16 protein-coding genes are annotated in these 17052 nt (G+C 75.0%); 7 read left to right on the top strand and 9 right to left on the bottom strand.

What is annotated here, in order from left to right:
• Positions 1-57 precede the first annotated feature (57 nt).
• The 3 genes from LG634_RS04765 to LG634_RS04755 all read left to right on the top strand — a co-directional run bounded on the left by LG634_RS04765 (position 58) and on the right by LG634_RS04755 (position 2875).
• Positions 58-1245 (top strand): acyl-CoA dehydrogenase family protein, encoded by a 1188-nt coding sequence (locus LG634_RS04765; protein ID WP_226732317.1) that lies wholly within the window; start codon positions 58-60, stop codon positions 1243-1245.
• A 14-nt stretch (positions 1246-1259) separates the two neighbouring features.
• Positions 1260-2156, top strand: coding sequence for a 3-hydroxybutyryl-CoA dehydrogenase (locus LG634_RS04760; protein ID WP_226732316.1), 897 nt, complete (start codon positions 1260-1262; stop codon positions 2154-2156).
• 110 nt (positions 2157-2266) lie between these two features.
• Positions 2267-2875 (top strand): TetR/AcrR family transcriptional regulator, encoded by a 609-nt coding sequence (locus LG634_RS04755; protein WP_226732315.1) that lies wholly within the window; start codon positions 2267-2269, stop codon positions 2873-2875.
• A 28-nt stretch (positions 2876-2903) separates the two neighbouring features.
• On the opposite strand, the gene LG634_RS04750 is transcribed toward LG634_RS04755, so the two are convergent.
• A complete protein-coding gene (locus LG634_RS04750) occupies positions 2904-3407 on the bottom strand; it encodes a SixA phosphatase family protein (protein WP_226732314.1) in 504 nt (167 codons plus the stop codon).
• A gap of 141 nt (positions 3408-3548) precedes the next feature.
• Between LG634_RS04750 and LG634_RS04745 the strand changes: the two genes are divergently transcribed.
• Positions 3549-5525 (top strand): FAD/NAD(P)-binding protein, encoded by a 1977-nt coding sequence (locus LG634_RS04745; RefSeq protein ID WP_226732313.1) that lies wholly within the window; start codon positions 3549-3551, stop codon positions 5523-5525.
• 7 nt (positions 5526-5532) lie between these two features.
• On the opposite strand, the gene LG634_RS04740 is transcribed toward LG634_RS04745, so the two are convergent.
• The gene (locus LG634_RS04740) at positions 5533-6120 is read right to left on the bottom strand and encodes a hypothetical protein (RefSeq protein ID WP_226732312.1); all 588 of its coding nucleotides are present in this window, start codon (positions 6118-6120) and stop codon (positions 5533-5535) included.
• Positions 6121-6123: 3 nt separating this feature from the next.
• On the bottom strand, positions 6124-6642 hold the full coding sequence (locus LG634_RS04735; RefSeq protein WP_226732311.1) for a hypothetical protein: 519 nt from the start codon (positions 6640-6642) through the stop codon (positions 6124-6126).
• A gap of 147 nt (positions 6643-6789) precedes the next feature.
• Here LG634_RS04735 and LG634_RS04730 point away from each other — a divergent pair, with 147 nt between their 5' ends.
• Together LG634_RS04730 and LG634_RS04725 are read left to right on the top strand one after the other, a co-directional pair.
• On the top strand, positions 6790-8082 hold the full coding sequence (locus tag LG634_RS04730) for a sensor histidine kinase (RefSeq protein ID WP_226732310.1): 1293 nt from the start codon (positions 6790-6792) through the stop codon (positions 8080-8082).
• Complete coding sequence (locus LG634_RS04725; RefSeq protein ID WP_226732309.1) at positions 8070-8738, top strand: response regulator; 669 nt, start codon at positions 8070-8072, stop codon at positions 8736-8738. Before LG634_RS04730 ends, LG634_RS04725 begins: the two co-directional genes overlap by 13 nt.
• Here the strand turns inward: LG634_RS04725 and LG634_RS04720 are convergent.
• The 6 genes from LG634_RS04720 to LG634_RS04695 all read right to left on the bottom strand — a co-directional run bounded on the left by LG634_RS04720 (position 8650) and on the right by LG634_RS04695 (position 14960).
• Entirely contained in the window at positions 8650-10026 is a 1377-nt protein-coding gene (locus LG634_RS04720) for a glycosyltransferase 87 family protein (RefSeq protein ID WP_226732308.1), read from the bottom strand. The two genes, LG634_RS04725 and LG634_RS04720, sit on opposite strands and share 89 nt — an antisense overlap.
• 133 nt (positions 10027-10159) lie before the next feature.
• On the bottom strand, positions 10160-10609 hold the full coding sequence (locus LG634_RS04715) for a PaaI family thioesterase (protein ID WP_226732307.1): 450 nt from the start codon (positions 10607-10609) through the stop codon (positions 10160-10162).
• Positions 10610-10665: 56 nt separating this feature from the next.
• A complete protein-coding gene (locus LG634_RS04710; RefSeq protein WP_226732306.1) occupies positions 10666-12681 on the bottom strand; it encodes an NADPH-dependent 2,4-dienoyl-CoA reductase in 2016 nt (671 codons plus the stop codon).
• Positions 12682-12801: 120 nt separating this feature from the next.
• Positions 12802-13167, bottom strand: a complete 366-nt coding sequence (locus tag LG634_RS04705) for a hypothetical protein (RefSeq protein WP_226732305.1) — start codon at positions 13165-13167, stop codon at positions 12802-12804.
• Between the two features lie 159 nt (positions 13168-13326).
• Positions 13327-14289: a serine/threonine dehydratase gene (locus LG634_RS04700; RefSeq protein ID WP_226732304.1), complete on the bottom strand. Its 963-nt coding sequence runs from the start codon at positions 14287-14289 to the stop codon at positions 13327-13329.
• A 14-nt stretch (positions 14290-14303) separates the two neighbouring features.
• Positions 14304-14960, bottom strand: coding sequence for a TetR/AcrR family transcriptional regulator (locus tag LG634_RS04695; RefSeq protein ID WP_226732303.1), 657 nt, complete (start codon positions 14958-14960; stop codon positions 14304-14306).
• A 301-nt stretch (positions 14961-15261) separates the two neighbouring features.
• Here LG634_RS04695 and LG634_RS04690 point away from each other — a divergent pair, with 301 nt between their 5' ends.
• Positions 15262-16998 (top strand): ricin-type beta-trefoil lectin domain protein, encoded by a 1737-nt coding sequence (locus tag LG634_RS04690; RefSeq protein ID WP_226732302.1) that lies wholly within the window; start codon positions 15262-15264, stop codon positions 16996-16998.
• The last annotated feature ends 54 nt before the right edge of the window (positions 16999-17052 follow it).

The following is a 17052-nucleotide window of genomic DNA, read 5'->3' as shown; positions in this document are numbered from 1 at the left end:
CCGCACTGCACGCACTGCACGCACTGCACCGCAAGCCGAAAGGACCGAGAGACCTCCATGGACTTCCGTCTCACCGCGCGCCAGCTGGAGCTCCAGGGCGCCGCCCGCGAACTCACCGAGTTCATCATGAAGTACGAGCTCGACTGCGAGGAGAACAACGGCCTGCCGCCGCAGGCCCACCTGGAGATCCGCGACGCCGTGCTGGACAGCGGACTGCAGGCCGTCAACATGCCCGTCGAGTGGGGCGGCGCCGGCCTGACCATCCTGGAGCAGGTCACGGTGCAGGCCGAGCTGGGCCGGCTGACGGGCGCGCTCTGGGACATGGTGTGGCGGCCCGCGAACGCGCTGTCGCACTGCACGCCCGAGCAGCGCGAGCGGTTCCTGGTGCCGGTGATCCGGGGCCGGCGCCGGGACTGCTACGCGGTCAGCGAGCCGGAGGCCGGCTCCGACCCGCAGAGCCTGCGCACGACGGCGGCCCGGACCCCCGGCGGCTGGGTGCTGAACGGCGAGAAGTGGTTCGTGACCGTCGGCGACCACGCCGACTTCATGATCGTGCTGGCCGCCGCCGGCGAGGAGCGGGCACCCACCCTGTTCCTCGTGGACAAGGACACGCCGGGCATCGAGATGACCCGGGTGCCGCGCTGGATGCACACGTTCGTCTACGAGCACCCCGAGTTCACCTTCACCGACGTGCACGTGCCCGAGGACGCCGTGCTCGGGGGGGTCGGCAACGGTTACGACATCACCCGCTCCTGGTTCACCGAGGAGCGGCTGATGATCGCCGCCCGTACGATCGGGGCTGCCGAGCGGGCGCTGGAGCTGGCGCGCGACTGGGCCGTGGAGCGGCGCCAGTTCGGCTCGCCGATCGCCGACTTCCAGCTGATCCAGGGCATGCTGGCCGACTGCGCCGTGGACATCGCGGTGAACCGCGCCTACACCCACCAGGTAGCCTGGGAGGTCGACGCGGGTTCGGCGGACCGCAAGACGCTGCACGCGAAGGCGGCCATCGCCAAGCTGTCGGCGAGCGAGGCCGCCGGGCGGGTCGTCGACCGCTGCGTGCAGATCTTCGGCGGCCGCGGCTACGACCGCTCCTACCCGGTCGAGCGGCTCTACCGCGAGCTGCGCGTCGACCGGATCTGGGAGGGCACCTCCGAGATCCAGCGACTGATCGTCGCGGGTGAACTGGTCAAGCGGGGCACGGGCGTTCTGCAGATGCCGGCCGGCGACGGCGCGGCCGGCCGGTGACCGGGACCGGGGCCGTGACCAACGCCGAGACGGTGACCGCGACCTCGACCGCGACCGAGCGGATCGGGGTCGTCGGCTGCGGTCTGATGGGCTCCGGCATCGCCGAGGTGTGCGCCCGGGCCGGCCGGGACGTCGTGGTGGTGGAGGCGGACGGGGCGGCCGCGGACGCGGGCCGGGAGCGGATCACCCGCTCGCTGGCCCGCGCCGTGGCGGCCGGGAAGCTGACCGATGCCGAGGCGAAGGCCGCGGCCGACCGGATCACGGTGACCGGGGACCTGTCGCTCCTGGCGGACCGGGACCTGGTGGTCGAGGCCGTCGCCGAGGACGAGCGGGCCAAGCTGGAGGTCTTCGCCCGGCTCGACGAGGTGGTGGCCCGCCCGGACGCCGTGCTGGCGACCAACACCTCCGCCATCCCGGTCATCCGGCTCGCGGCCGCCACCCGGCGGCCGGCGCAGGTCGTCGGCCTGCACTTCTTCAACCCGGTGCCGGTGCTCCCGCTGGTGGAGCTGGTGCCGTCCCTGCTCACGTCCGAGGAAACCGCCCGCCGAGCCCGGGCGTTCGCCGCGGACGCGCTGGGGAAGGAGGTGGTGCGGGCGCAGGACCGGGCGGGGTTCGTCGTGAACGCGCTCCTGGTGCCGTACCTGCTGGCGGCGGTGCGGATGGCGGAGGCGGGCGCGGCGTCCGCGGAGGACATCGACCGGGGCATGACCCTGGGCTGCGCCCACCCGATGGGGCCGCTCGCGCTGGCCGACCTGATCGGCCTGGACACCGTACGGTCGATCGCGCAGTCGATGTACGCGGAGTACCGGGAGCCGCTGTACGCGCCGCCGCCGCTGCTGTCGCGGATGGTGGACGCGGGGCTGCTCGGCCGCAAGACGGGCCGCGGCTTCCACGTCTACGGGGGCTCCTGAGCCGCCATGCGCCAGGATGGTGGTGCGGCGGGCCGGACCGCCGCACCACCCGCCGTCCTTCCACCCACCCACCGCCCCGTCGACGGGCCACTGACCGGGGAGCAGCCGACGTGACCAAGGCCGAGCGCGCACTGGAGACGCGTGAGCGAATCCTGACGGCCGCGTGTGAAGTGATCGCCGACATCGGCTTCGAGAACATCAGCATGCGCAAGGTCGCCGAGCACGCGGGCGTCTCGAAGGCCTTGCTGCACTACCACTTCGACACCCGCGAGAAGCTGTTCGCCGAGGCGATGACGCATTCGTTCGCGCAGACCGGGCTGGACACCGAGGGTGACGGCTCGGTGCCCGCCGCGGTGGTGCTGGCCCGGATCCTGTGCAGCATGCTGCCGTCGGACCGGGAACTGCGGCAGGACTGGAAGCTGTGGCAGGAGCTGTGGGTGCGCGCGCAGCGCGACACCGCGGCCCGGGACCTGGCCGTGGACCTGTACGAGCAGCTGCACGCGTGGGTCACCGGCGCGGTCGAACGGGGCATCGCCGCGGGCGAGTTCCGGCCGTGCGACGTGGCGGCCCTGGGCACGCTGGTGCTGGCGCTGTGCGACGGGCTCGGCATCCGGGTGATGCTGGCCGATCCGCGGGTCGACCTCGCCGGCGCCCGGTCGGCGATCTGGGCGACGATCGCGCCGGTGCTCGGCATCCCGCCCGGGTTCCCGGCGCTCTAGGAGGTGTCGCGAAACTCCTGTGCGGTGGTCAACCCCGTGGAATGTCGAAGGACTTGAGGACGGCGCTGCCGGGGGTGAGGGCGGACCAGGGTTCCGGGCAGCCGAGGACGGCGACGGCGGAGGTCGGGAACTTCGCCCCGATGCGGTCGAGGGCGTCGCCGGGGCCGCCGCCCGCGAGCAGCAGGACGAGTTCCTGCAGGCCGGGGTTGTGCCCGACGAGCAGGAGGCCGCCGACGTCCGCGGGGGTCTCCCGTACGAGGTCGAGGATCTCCTCCGCTTCGGCCGCGTACAGCCGGGGCTCGTGGCGCACCGGCGGCTCGGCGGGGAGCCGGGCGGCGGCCAGCTCCCAGGTCTGGCGGGTCCGCCGGGCCGGTGAGCACAGCACGAGGTCCGGCCGGGGGTGCTCCCGGGCCAGCAGGGCGCCGGCCGCGGGCGCGTCCCGCAGGCCGCGCGGTCCGAGGGGCCGGTCGGAGTCGGGCACTCCCGGCGGCCAGGCGCTCTTCGCGTGCCGCAGGATCACGAGATCGGGCATGCGGGCGAGCCTAACCCTTCCCCTCCGGATCTCACCCGACCCCGCGACGCCTCGTGGTGGCGCACCCTGGGGGTGGGGACACGCGTACGGCGGGTCGGGCAGGCTGGGCGGGTCCGTGCCGTGCGCCCCCAGGAGGTTCCGATGGTCCCGTCCGCCGGCTGCGGTGTCCCGGAGGGGAGCGGGCGGCCCGCCGTGCTGGTCGTGGTGGGGGCGGGGCCGCGGACCACCGGGCTGCTGGAGCGGATCGCGGCGAACGCGCCCGGACTCTGGCCCGACGGGCGGGCGTTGGAGATCCATCTGGTGGATCCGCATCCGGCGGGGCCGGGCCGCATCTGGCGGCTGGACCAGTCGCCGCTGCTGCGGATGAACTCGGTGGCGGAGAACGTCACGATGTTCACGGACGGGTCCGCCACCCTGGCCGGTCCGGTGCGTCCGGGGCCCACGCTGGCTCAGTGGGCCGCCCAGTTCGCCGGCCGGAGCCCCCGCCACGAACCGTATGCGGAGCCAACTGATCCGGATGTCCTCGCGGAGCTGCGGGCGCTGTCCGGCACCGACTTCGCCAGCCGGCGTGCCCTCGGCGCCTACCTCGACTGGGTGCTGCGCCGGGCGCTGGCCGAGCTGCCGTCCGCGGTCACCGTCCGGACGCACCGCGCCACGGCGACCGCGGTCACGGGCCCGCCCGACGGGCCCCAGCGGGTCCACCTGGCCGGCCGGGCCGTGCCGCTCACCGCCGACCTGGTGGTCCTCTCGCAGGGGCACCTGGGTGCCGCACCGGACGAGGAGCACCGGCGCCACGGGGCGTTCGCCCGCCGGCACGGCCGGTTCCACCAGCCGCCGGAGTTCACCTCGGACGCCGACTTCGCCGGCCTGCGGCCCGGCGAGCCGGTCCTGGTGCGGGGCTTCGGGCTGGCCTTCACCGATCTGCTGGCACTGCTCACGGAGGGTCGCGGCGGAGTGTTCCGGCCCACCGCCGGCGGCCTGGCGTACGTCCCGTCCGGTCGGGAGCCGGTGCTGTACGTGGGATCGCGGCGCGGGGTGCCGTACCACGCCAAGATCCGGTACCGGCTGCGCGGTCCCCGGCCGCCGCTGCCGCACCACTTCGGGCCGGCTGCGGTGGCGGCGCTGCTCGGCCGGGGGCGGCCGCCGGACCTGCGGCGGGACGTGTGGCCGTCGATGGCCAAGGAGATCGGGTTCGGCCACTACCACGAGCTGTTCCACGGCCACCCGGGCCGTACGGCCGTGCCGTGGGCGGAGTTCCTGGTGGCCTACGACCGGCTCGACTGGTACTCCCCCGGCATGGCGGGTCTGGTCGCGGCGGCCGTGCCGGATCCGGCGGACCGCTTCGATCCGGACGCCCTGGACCGGCCGCTGGAGGGTGTGGTGTGCGGGTCGCCGGAGGGGCTCCAGGAGCACCTGCGCGGGCACATCGGCCGGGGGCTCGCCCGCCGGGAGGACCCGCGGTTCAGCGCCGACCTGGGGGCTTCCCTTGCCCTGCATGCGGTGTACGACCGGCTGCCGGAGCTGATCGCGGCCGGCGGACCGGCCGCCGCCCGGGCGCTGGCGGCGGGCGTCGACGGCTGGTGGCAGGGGTTCTTCAGCTTCCTCGGCTCCGGGCCGCCCGCCTTCCGGCTGCGGCAGCTGCTGGCGCTGTCCGAGGCGGGCATCGTGCGGTTCGTCGGCGCGGGGATGCGGATCGGCACCGACGAGGCGGCGGGGACCTTCACGGCGACGGGCACGTCCGTGCCCGGCCACACGGTGCACGCCACCGCCCTGGTCGAGGCCTACCAGCCGGGCTTCTCCGTGGCGCGGGCCCGGGATCCGCTGGTGGCGGGGCTGTGGCGGGCCGGTGCGGTCGCCGCGGAGACCGCACCGGAGGGCCGTGGCGCGGGCCGGGCCGGCGCGGCGGACTCCGGCCTGCTGCGGGTCTCGCCCCGCAGGCACCTGGTCGACCCGTCGCTGGGCGGGCCTCACCCGCGGCGGATCGCGCTCGGCGCGCCCACCCAGATCAGGGGCGTCATCGCCCTCGCCCGGCCGGGCACCGACGCGCCCGTGCTCCGCGAGAACGACACCGTGGCCCGGACGGTGCTCCGCACGCTCGCGGGGCCGGGCCGGACATGACGGTGCGTCAGCCGGCTTTGGTGTGCGCCGCGGTGAACTCGGCGGCCGCGGCGAGCTCGGTGCGCCGGTCCGCGAGGAAGGTCCACAGGTCCGGTGCGGCCACCGCGTGGCAGCGGTCGCCCACGTCCAGCGATCCGTCCGGCTCGGGCACGACCGAGACCAGGTGGTACACGCACCCCGTCGTGGTGCTCACCGCGTAGTACGCGCCGCCGCCGTCGCTGCCGAGGCCCGTCACCACGTCCTCGACGGCACCGGTCAGCCGGGTGGCCTCGTCGCGCGGCACGAGGTCGGTGTCGTCGAGCCACAACCCGTTGTGCAGGTCGGGGAGTTCGACGACGGCGAGTCGGGACCAGAAGGCCACGGCCGACGGGTGCGCCCCGGCCGCCCGCAGCCGGGCCGTCAGCCCGGCGGCCTCCTGCGGTCCGGCGCGGCACACCCGGTGCCCGTCCGGCGCGAAGCCGTGGACGGCCTCGAAGGCGCGCTCGACGTCCCGGGCGAGCCGCGCCACGTCCTCGGCCCAGCGCTCCAGGTCGAAGCCGGTGGCCCGGGGAGCGGCTGTGGCCACCGGGCCGGCCGGGACGCCCTCGACCGGCACGGCTTAGAGCCGGCCCCGGTCGGTGCGGGCGGCCACGTCGGCGGCACAGCTGTCGTGGTGGGCGGCCAGCGTGATGTTGTCGACGCGGTCGCTCTCGGTGAGCTTGGCCATGAGGGTCCAGGTGCCGTCGGTGAGCCGGGTTTCGGTGACGGCGCCCTGCTGCTTCCGCTCGGCCACGGTCCAGCCGCGCTTCTCCAGGGCCCGCAGCACGGCGGCGAAGGGCTCGGCGCCCTTGCCGGTGCCGACGGGGGCGTCGGGGCTGCCGGCCCAGAGGGTCGTGCAGGTGGCGAGCCGGCGGTCGGCTGCCGAGGCGGCCGGGTCCGCGTCGGGCGACAGGCCCTTGAGCCCGGCCTCCGCGACCGCGGCGTCGACCTCGGCGTCGACGGCCGTCCGGCCGAGGGCGTCCGCCGACTGCCCGGCGGCGGCCGGGGACGTGGACGTGGCCTCGCCGCAGCCCACCAGAGAGAGCATCGCGACCGTGCCGAGCGCCGCCGCACGCAGCGCCGACTTGTTCCGAATCAAAGGTATTCCCGCCCCGATTTAACTGATTAGCAATGGAGGGCTCCCATTATCCATGAATCTGAAGCCCCACCCCGCCTCCGAGGTGGGCGCCCATGGACCCTAGGGTCGTACCGAAGTCGATCATCAGCGAGCGGTCGGGGGTCCGTGATGGCCGAGGCGGAGTCCGTTGCCGTCTGGGAGGCGGTGCGGCGGCGGCCCGTGCGGTTCCTCTGGTCCGCGTGGCCGCTGCGGGTCTGGGCGTACCTGCTCAGCGGAGCCGTGTCCGGGTTCGCGGCCCTGGCCGTGCTGTCCGTGCTCATCGTGACCGGATTCGCCCTGTCCCTGCTGGGGATCGGGCTGCTGCTGCTGACCGCGGCCGTGGTGTCCGCGGTCCCGCTGGCGGCCGCCGAGCGGCGCCGGCTGCGGCTCGTCGAGCCGGCGGTGCCCGCCGGACCGCACGTCCGGCCGCCGCGCCCCGGAGCCCCGGCCTGGCTGGCGACGCGGCTGCGGGAGCGGGCGACCTGGCGGGAGTTCGGCTACGTCCTGCTCTTCGCGACGGTGTTCACGGCCGCCGGGTACGCGTTCACCGCGCTGCTGGGGCTGTCCGTGATGCTGACCGTCTCCCCGGTGATCGTGTGGGCCATCGCCCCCGACACCGTGATGCTCGTGCCCGGGCAGCCGGTCTCCGGACCCGTCGGGGCGCTGCCCGGCACGGCGGCCGGGCTGGCCGGGCTGGTGGTCAGCGCGTACGCCGGGAGCCTGCTGGCCGGGGTGCAGGTGCGGGTGGCCCGGGCGCTGCTGGCGGCGCGCGAGGAGCCCTCCGACGACAGCCGGGTGATCGAACTCACCCGGTCCCGGGCCCGGTTGGCGGACGCCTTCGAGGCGGAGCGGCGGCGCATCGAGCGCGATCTGCACGACGGCGCCCAACAGCATCTCGTGGCGCTGATGATGACGCTGGGGCTGGCCGAACTCCAGCTGCGCGGGCAGGAGTCGCCCGCCTCGGCGCTGATTGTCCGGGCCCGGGCCGAGGCCCGGCAGGCCCTGGAGGAGCTGCGCGGGCTGATCCGCGGGATCCACCCCCAGGTGCTGACCGACCACGGGCTGGCGGCGGCCGTCGACGAACTGGCCCTGCGCAGCGCGGTTCCCGTCACCGCGGACATCCGGCTGCCGTCCCGGCCCGCCCCGTCGGTGGAGACGGTGGCGTACTTCACCGTCACCGAGGCCCTGGCGAACGCGGCGAAGCACAGCGGGGCAGGCCGGGTCGAGGTCGTGGGCCGGCTGACCGGCGGGGTGCTGGTGCTGACGGTCACGGACGACGGCCGGGGCGGCGCGGATCCGGCGGCCGGCACGGGTCTGCAAGGATTGGCCGACCGTCTGGCCATCGTGAAAGGCAGGCTGACCGTGACCAGTCCCGTGGGCGGGCCCACCGTGCTGCGCGTGGAGGTGCCGTGCTCCGGATAGTGCTGGCCGAGGACGCCGTACTGCTCCGGGCCGGGCTGGTCGAACTGCTGTCGGCCGTGGGACACGAGGTGGCCGCAGCCGTCGGCGACGCCGACGCGCTGGCCCGGGCGGTGGACGCCGACCGGCCCGACGTGGTCATCACCGACGTGCGGATGCCGCCCGGCTTCACCGACGAGGGGCTGCGCGCCGCGATGGAGCTGCGGGAGCGGCACCCGGGCCTGCCGGTGCTCGTCCTGTCGCAGTACGTGGCCACGGCGTACGCGACGCAGCTGTTCGGCGGGGCGGCGCCGGCCGGCGGCGGGCTGGGCTACCTGCTGAAGGACCGGGTGGGCGAGGTCGCGGAGTTCATGGACGCACTGGAGCGGGTCGCAGCCGGGCAGACCGTCATCGATCCGGAGGTGGTGCGGGTGCTGCTGCGGCAGCAGGGCGCCGACCGGCCGCTGGGGCGGCTGACACCGCGCGAGCGCGAGGTGCTGGCGCTGATGGCCGAGGGGCTGACCAACCAGGCCATCGCCCGGCGGCTGACCGTGACCGAGGCGGCCGTCGTCAAGCACGCCGGCGGCATCTTCATGAAGCTGGACCTGGATCCGGCCGAGGGCAACCGCCGGGTGCTGGCCGTGCTCGCGCACCTGCGCGGAGTGCACCCGTCGGTCTGACGGCCGGCCACATACGGGCCGCCGCCTGCCGGGTGGACCCGGCTCCGCCCCAGGTGCCCGTACCGGCGGCGGCGACGATGCGGCTGCCGGCGCCGGCCCGCCGGCCGCCGTCGGCGAGCCGGGCCCAGACCACCAGGACCACGGGCAGTACGAGGTAGCCGAACCGTCCGGCCGGGGCCAGCAGGAAGGCCGTGCACAGTCCCAGGGCGAGCCGGTCGGCGGCGGAGACCAGGTCGTACGGCGGCCGGACCACCAGGGACAGCGCCACGGCCGCGCCCCCGGCGAGCAGCAGGGCCACCGCCGCGTACCAGCCCCAGGGGCCGAGGTCGGCGAGGAGGCCGCCGGGCAGCGGGCTGTCGGCGGGGGTCTCCAGGTCGCCGCGGCCGGTGGGGAACGCGAGGACCTGCTCGTACGCGGCCCGCGGGGCGCGCAGCACACCGGGCAGGACGAGGGCGGCGGTGCCCGCAAGGGCGGTGGCGGCGCAGCGGAGGGCGGCGCGGCGGCCGGCGAGCCGGACCAGCAGGACGACGGCGACGACCACGGCGGGTACGGCGGTCCACTTGAGCGAGCAGGCGGCGGCGAGGGCGAGTCCGGCGGTCGCCGGGCGGCCTCGGGCGGCACCGGCGAGGGCGAGGCAGAGCAGTCCGGCGAGCGGCAGGTCGATACCGCTGACGGCGACCGGGAGGGCCACGACGGGGGACGCGACCAGCGCTCCGGTGCCGAGGGCGGAGGACCGGGCCGGCAGGGCCGCCCCCGATGCGGGGCGGAGCAGCCGGCGGCCCGCCCACAGGCAGCACAGGAGCGCGAGGGCGCACCACAGCCGGGCGTCGCCCAGCACCCGGCCGGCCGGTCCGCCGTCCCCGAACACGACCCGGGGCAGCCCGAACAGCGCCATGCCCGGGAGGTAGGGGGTGACCTCGCCGACGGTCTGCGGGTCGGCCAGGTAGGGGGTGCCCTGCTCGACGAGGAGCCGGCCGGCGCGTTCGACGACGCCGACCTCGCTCTGGGCGCCGCCGGTCAGCAGGAGGTACCCGAGGGGCAGTACGACGGCCCCCGCGAGGGCGGTCACGACGGCGGCGGGCCGGGCCCACCGAGCCGGGAGCAGGAGGCGGGCGGCTGCGGCGGCCACGTAGCCGAGGGTGGCGGCGAGGGCCCAGTGGCGGTGCGTGGGCAGGGTGGAGAACAGCAGCAGGCTGCCGGCGCACAGCGCGGCGATCAGCCAACTGCCGCACTGGAAGAGCCTGTTGTCTGCCGGTGCGTGAGCCCGGCGGATCCGTTCGGTCAGCATGCCCCCATTCCAGCCGGGTGGTGACGTGCCGTCAGTGGGCCGGGATCGAGACCTGGGGGTCGGGTTTCCCCTACCCTGCGGTCCGTCCGGGCGCTGCCGGACGGACCGCAGGGCGGGCAGGCTGAAGGGTGTCTCAGCCGAGGAGTGCGTAGACGGTGGAGGCGCGGGCCGCGGGCTCCTCGGCGCCCTCGGCGGTCAGGGTGACGTCCGCGAACGCCATCCGCTTGCCCAGCTTGGTGATCCGCACGTCGATCAGCAGGTCGGCGCCGACGACGGGGCGCTGGAAGCTGGTGGACTGCTGGACGGTGGTCATCGGGCCGTAGCCGCCGCGGGCCGCGGACACCGCGATCACGGTGGCGGTGTCGGCGGCGGCCATCATGGCCTGGCCGGAGAGGCCGCCGCCGTCCCGGGCCAGGCGGTCGGACCAGGGCAGGCGGAGGACGGCGTGGCGGTCGCCCGTCTCGGCGACGGTGAGGCCGAGGTCGAGCACCCAGGGTGCGAAGTTGTCCGCGAGGATCTTCTCGGCGGCGGCGGTGGTGAGGCCGGCCGGCTGCGGCGGGGTCTGCGGAGATGTCTGTGTCACAGGGCGATTGTGGCGGCCGCGGTGGGCCGCCACAATCGCCGCGGCGGATCAGGCCGTTACAGCTGCGCGGCCAGCTCGGTGCCCTGGCGCACCGCGCGCTTGGCGTCGAGTTCCGCGGCCACGTCGGCCCCGCCGATGAGGTGGGCGCTGACGCCGGCGGCGGTCAGCTCCTCGTACAGGTCGCGGCGCGGCTCCTGGCCGGTGCACAGCACCACGGTGTCGGCGGGGACGAGGTGCTGCTCGCCGCCGACGGTGATGTGCAGGCCCTCGTCGTCGATGCGGTCGTACGTGGCACCCGCGACGGTGGTCACCCCGCGGTGCTTGATCTCGGCGCGGTGGATCCAGCCGGTGGTGGTGCCGAGCCCGGCGCCGACCTTGGTGGTCTTGCGCTGGAGGAGGTGCACGGTGCGCGGGGTCGTGGGCCGCTCGGGGGTGCCGAGTCCGCCGCGGTTCTCGTACGCCGTGTCCACACCCCAGTGGCGGAAGTAGACGTCGGGGTCCTGGGAGGCGCCCTCGCCGCTGTCGGTGAGGTATTCGGCGACGTCGAAGCCGATGCCGCCGGCGCCGACCACGGCCACTCGCTCGCCGACGGGGGCGCCGTCGCGCAGCACGTCGAGGTAGGTGACGGTCTTCGGGTGGCCGACGCCCTCGATCTCCGGGACGCGGGGGGTGACGCCGGTGGCGACGACCACCTCGTCGTAGCCACGAAGGGCGGCGAGGTCGGCGGGGGTGTTCAGGCGGATGTCGACGCCGTGCTCGGCCAGTTGGGTGCCGAAGTAGCGGATCGTCTCGTTGAACTCCTCCTTGCCGGGGATGCGGCGGGCGATGTCGAGCTGCCCGCCGATCCGGTCGGAGGCCTCGAACAGGGTGACCTCGTGGCCGCGTTCGGCTGCGGAGACGGCGCAGGCCAGCCCGGCGGGGCCGGCGCCGACGACGGCGACGCGCTTCTTCAACCGGGTCGGGGCGAGGACGAGTTCGGTCTCGTGGCAGGCCCGCGGGTTGACGAGGCAGGAGGTGATCTTGCCGCTGAAGGTGTGGTCGAGGCAGGCCTGGTTGCAGCCGATGCAGGTGTTGATGGCCTCGGGACGGCCCGCGGCGGCCTTGGCGACGAAGTCGGCGTCGGCGAGGAACGGGCGGGCCAGGGAGACCAGGTCGGCGCGGCCCTCGGCGAGCAACTGCTCGGCGATCTCCGGGGTGTTGATGCGGTTGCTGGTGACCAGCGGCACGGAGACCGCGCCCATCAGCCTCTGCGTGACCCAGGTGTACGCGCCGCGCGGCACGGAGGTCGCGATGGTCGGGATGCGGGCCTCGTGCCAGCCGATGCCGGTGTTGATGATGGTGGCGCCGGCCGCCTCGACTTCCTTGGCGAGGGCGACGACCTCGTCGAAGGAGGAGCCGCCGGGCACCAGGTCCAGCATGGACAGACGGTAGATGATGATGAAGTCGGGGCCGACCGCGGCACGGGTGCGGCGGACGATCTCCAGCGGGAAGCGCACGCGGTTCTCGTAGGAGCCGCCCCAGCGGTCCTCGCGCCGGTTGGTGGCGGCGGCGATGAACTCGTTGATCAGGTAGCCCTCGGAGCCCATGATCTCGACGCCGTCGTAGCCGGCGGACCGGGCCAGGCGGGCGGCCCGTACGAAGTCCTCGACGGTCTCCTCGACCTCGGCGTCCGTCAGCTCGTGCGGTACGAACGGGCTGATGGGGGCCTGCAGCGCGGAGGGTGCGACCAGGTCCTTGTGGTAGGCGTACCGGCCGAAGTGGAGGATCTGCATGGCGATCTTGCCGCCCTCGGCGTGCACCGCCTCGGTGATCACCCGGTGCTCCTCGGCCTCCGCCTCGGTGGTGAGGCGGGAGCCGCCTTCCATCGGGCGCCCGCGGTCGTTGGGCGCGATGCCGCCGGTGACGATCAGGCCGGCGCCGCCGCGGGCGCGCTCCGCGTAGAAGGCGGCGAGCCGCTCGAAACCTCGGGGGGCCTCCTCCAGACCGGTGTGCATCGAGCCCATGATCACCCGGTTCGGCAGGGTGGTGAAGCCGAGGTCGAGCGGGCTCAGCAGGTGCGGGTACTGGCTCATCGGGGGGCGCCTCCTCGCGCGGTGTCGTCACTCCTGTTCTAGCGAGCGGACCCCCATTTTGCAACTAAGTGCAAAAGCGCGCACCCCTTCTGTGTCCAGCCTCACGCCGCGGGCCCGCGCCTACTTCGCGACGTACTCCGCCTTCTCCGCGAGCCTTCCGTCCTTGAAGCAGAAGCGGAACACCCGCTCGGCCGCGGAGTCCGCCTCGTCCAGGTACCAGGCGCAGCTGGTGCCCGCGGGCCTGGCCGGGCCGCCTTCCTTGAGGACGTCCTCGATGAAGCCGGCGCCGTCCGGCAGCCTGCCGCGCACCGCGCTCTCCGCGTCGCCGGTCTTCACGGACTCGTAGACCGCCCGGTCGATCATGGTGTCGTCGGCGGCGTCCACGACCATGAACAGCCCGATTCCGACGGCCACCAGGACGAGGACCCCCAGGATCCCCGCCACCAGGCAGCCGATCAGACATCCCTTGCGCCGTTCCTCCGCCACGCCCGTTCCCCTCTCGCGTTCTTCAGGTGGTCCACGTCCTTGCGGACACTGACGACTCTGGCAGGCGGGCCGGGCCGGGCGTGTTCTCGAAAGTCGCCGGCGGGCGCGACGTTCGTCGTTCGTCGCGCCCACCGGCCGGGAGCGGGCTCCGGGCCGGGGTCAGAGGAGGTCGGACGGGTCCGTGTTGGCCCCGCAGAGCACGACCGCGGTGCACCGGCCGAGCGGGCCGGTGGCGGCCAGGGCCGCGTAGGCGGTGGCCGCGGCGTGCTCGACGGCGATCCGGTGCTCGTCCCACAGCAGGCGGCGGGCCCGGACGATCTCCGCGTCCGGCACCAGGACCGCGGTGACGTCGGGGTGCTCCGCGGCGGCGAGAGCAGCGGCCGAGACGCGCCGGGCCCCGAGGGCGTCGGCGGCCACCGAGTCCACGGCCACGTCCACCGGACGGCCCGCTTCCAGCGCGGCGTGCAGGGCGCGGCAGTTCTCGGGTTCCACGGCCGTGACCCGGATGCCGTGCTCGCGGGCAGCGGCGGCGACGCCCGCGAAGAGACCCCCGCCGCCGACGGAGACGACCAGGGAGTCCAGCTCCGGCAGCCGGCCGCGGATCTCCCCGACGAGGGTGCCGGCGCCGGCGGCGATGAGCGGGTGGTCGTAGGCGTGGCTGAGCAGCGCTCCGGAGTCCGCCGCGTAGGCCTGGGAGGCGGCGAGGGCTTCGGCGTACTCGGCGCCCCGGAGCCGGACGTCGGCGCCGTAGCCGCGCAGCCGGGCCACCTTGACGGGCGGGGCGGTCTCGGGGAGGAAGACGGTGGCGGGCACCCCCTCCTCGCGGGCGGCCCAGGCGCAGGCGAGGCCGGCGTTGCCACCGGAGGCGATCGCGACGCCGGCGGCGGGCAGGGTGCCGGCGGCCCGGTGGGCGGCGAGGAAGTTGCGGGCGCCACGGGCCTTGAAGCTGCCGGTGTGCTGGAGGTGTTCCAGCGCGAACCAGACGCCCGGGGCGGCGGCGGCGAGCGCGACCGGGCGGACCCGGCCCTCGATCCGGGCCGCGGCGGCGCGGACGTCGGCGGCGGTCGGGGGCGCGGCGGCGTCCGCGGTCGGCGCGACGTCCGGGGTCGTGTCCTGCTTCACGGCGTTCCTCCTGGTCAGGGTCGGGTGTCGGGGGTACGGGGGCGAGCCGCGGCGATCAGGGCGCGCAGGGCGTCCCGGTGGACCGCGTGGTCGGTGAGCGGCGGCAGCAGTTCCGGCAGGTGGGCGGCGAGGACGGGGAACTCGGCGGGGTCGAGCGCGGCGAGCGCGCGCCGCGAGGCCGCGGTGGCTCCCGCCGGGTCTCGGTGGTCGACGAACGCGGCGCAGCCGAGGGTGAGCAGGTACATCTGCCGGTAGACGGCCATCGCCCGGCCGGGGCTCATGCCGGCGGCGGTGTTCGCGGCGACCGCGGGCTCGACCAGCCGGGCCAGCAGGTTGCGGCCCAGCCAGGGGCGGCTGCCGCGCAGGGCCAGCAGCCCGGGGTGGGCGGCGAGGAGCCGGTAGAGGGCGGTGAAGCGCTCTTCGGTGCCGGTGGCCCAGTCGGTGCCGGGCGGTACGTCGGGGAGCCGGGCGGCGAGCAGGTCGGTGCACAGGTCGAGCAGCCCGGCGAGGTCGGTGCAGCGTCGCTGGACGGTGGCGTGCGAGACGCCGAGGCGGTCGGCGAGGGTCCGGAAGCTGAGCGCCGCGGGCCCTTCCTCGTCGATGAGGCGCAGGGCGGCGGCGGCGATGGCCTCGGGGGTGGCTCGGTCCAGGGCGGGTGAGGTCCTCGGCATGAGATACAGCGTATCGTACGACGTATCAGAACGCTCGTTCTTTTCTTGCGCGGGATGCCCGGGAACAGCGGAAGGATCATCCCGTTTGCCGAGGATTCCCCTGCCATCCACCCGATTGCAGCCATATGGAGGTGCATCGGGGTTTTTCTGTGGGCATACGTTGAGCACTGACGCTGCGTCACCATCCCTTCCGTCCAGGGGTGCTGACGCCCACGAAGCACCGAAGCACCGAAGCACCGGCGCATCGCAGTACTGACGCCACGCCAGACCGTCAGCACGTCCCCCGAGTCGAGGAGCCTCCGTGCCGCCACGCCTGCGTGTCCTCAGCAGCTCCCTCACGGCTGCCGCCCTGCTCGCCCTGTCCTCCCCCGATCCCCTCGCCGTGGCCGGACCCCGCACCGCCGCGGCCCCCTCCCCCGCCCTCCCCGGCCCGGCACCAGCTCTGCCCGCCGTCCACGCGGCCGCGGCCGCCGCCCCACTGGCCCCGACCCCGCCGATGGGCTGGAACAACTGGGCGCACTACATGTGCAACATCAACGAGGCGACGGTGGTGGCCAACGCCGACGCGCTGGTCCGCACCGGGCTGGCCGCCAAGGGCTACGACACCGTGACCGTCGACGACTGCTGGCTGAAGCGGTCCCGGGACGCGAGCGGCAACCTCGTCGCCGACCCGGCCCGGTTCCCGCGCGGCATGGCCTGGCTGGGCCGGTACCTGCACGGCAAGGGCCTCAAGTTCGGGATGTACCAGGACGCCGGCGCGCTGACCTGCGAGAAGTTCCCGGGCAGCGGGACGCCGCAGGGCGGCGGGGCCGACCACTTCGCGCAGGACGCCCGGCTGTTCGCGTCCTGGGGCGTGGACTACCTGAAGATGGACGGCTGCAACATGTGGATCGCCCCCGGCCAGACGAAGGAGGAGGCGTACCGGAAGGCCTACACGGCGGCGGCCCGCGCCCTGCAGGCCAGCGGCCGGCCCATCGTGCTCTCGGCGTCCGCGCCCGCCTACTTCCAGCAGGGCGAGTGGGGCGGCCCGGCCTGGTACTCGGTGCTCGGCTGGGTGGGCGACACGGCGCAGCTGTGGCGCGAGGGCAAGGACGTCCAGGTGTACAACCCGGCGGCCCCCGGCACCTCGCGCTGGGCGTCGGTGCTCGGGAACTACGGCTACAACCGCTGGCTCGGCCGCTACGCCGGCCCCGGCAACTGGAACGACCCCGACTTCCTGATCGCCGGCGCCCCCGGGCTGACGGCCGAGGAGAGCCGGACCCAGGTCGCCCTGTGGGCCATGATGGCGGCGCCGTTCATCCTCTCCTCCGACGTGGGCGCGCTGTCCGCGGCGGGCCTGGCCGCGTTGGGCAACGAGGAGTTGATCCGCGTCGACCAGGACCCGCTGGGCCGGCAGGCCGCGGTGGTCTCCACCGACGGCAGCACCGACGTACTGGCCCGCCCGCTGGCCGGCGGCGACCGGGCGGTGGCCGTCCTGAACCGGACCTCGACGGCCCGGCGGGCCGTGGTGCCCCTCGCCGGCATCGGGCTGCCGTCCTGCCGGGTGACCGCCCGCAACCTGTGGACCGGCGCCTCCGCCGACACCTCCGGCCCGCTGACCGCCACCGTCCCGGCGCACGGCACGGCCGTGTGGCGGCTCACCCCGCGGGACTGCGCCCCGGCCGTCCCGGCCGGGCAGCTCACCGGGAACGGCATGCGCTGCGCGGACGGCGACGGTGCCGCGCGGGGCGGCGCGGTGCTGCTGGAGACGTGCACGGCCGACGCCGACCAGCGCTGGACCACACCGGCCGACGGCACCCTGCGGCAGGGCGGGCGCTGTCTGACGGCCGCCGGTTCGGGCAGCTCGGCGACCGTGTCACTGGCCGCCTGCGACCCGGCGGGCCGATCGGGGCAGGTGTGGCGGTACCGGGCCGACCGGACCGTCGCCACGGCCGGTTCCGGGCTCTGCCTCGACGCGCCGAGCGCCACCACCGAGCGGCTGCGGGCCCGGCCGTGCGGCCGTAATCTCGCCAACCAGGCCTGGGCACTTCCTGCCTGACGGTCTTCACCCATACGGATCAGCGCAGCACGGAGGCCCTGTGACCCTTGCGGA

The sequence above is a fragment of the Streptomyces bambusae genome, assembly GCF_020532645.1.
Taxonomy (GTDB): Bacteria; Actinomycetota; Actinomycetes; order Streptomycetales; family Streptomycetaceae; genus Streptomyces; species Streptomyces bambusae.
The sequence above is the reverse complement of the archived record's forward strand: the minus strand, read 5'-3'. Positions and strand labels throughout refer to the sequence as shown.

What these genes read in the sequence shown, in the direction of transcription:
- LG634_RS04765 (WP_226732317.1), top strand. Translation starts at nt 58, where the DNA reads ATGGACTTCCGTCTCACCGCGCGCCAGCTGGAGCTCCAGGGCGCCGCC.
- LG634_RS04750 (WP_226732314.1), bottom strand. Translation starts at nt 3,407, where the DNA reads ATGCCCGATCTCGTGATCCTGCGGCACGCGAAGAGCGCCTGGCCGCCG.
- LG634_RS04745 (WP_226732313.1), top strand. Translation starts at nt 3,549, where the DNA reads ATGGTCCCGTCCGCCGGCTGCGGTGTCCCGGAGGGGAGCGGGCGGCCC.
- LG634_RS04730 (WP_226732310.1), top strand. Translation starts at nt 6,790, where the DNA reads ATGGCCGAGGCGGAGTCCGTTGCCGTCTGGGAGGCGGTGCGGCGGCGG.
- LG634_RS04720 (WP_226732308.1), bottom strand. Translation starts at nt 10,026, where the DNA reads ATGCTGACCGAACGGATCCGCCGGGCTCACGCACCGGCAGACAACAGG.
- LG634_RS04710 (WP_226732306.1), bottom strand. Translation starts at nt 12,681, where the DNA reads ATGAGCCAGTACCCGCACCTGCTGAGCCCGCTCGACCTCGGCTTCACC.
- LG634_RS04695 (WP_226732303.1), bottom strand. Translation starts at nt 14,960, where the DNA reads ATGCCGAGGACCTCACCCGCCCTGGACCGAGCCACCCCCGAGGCCATC.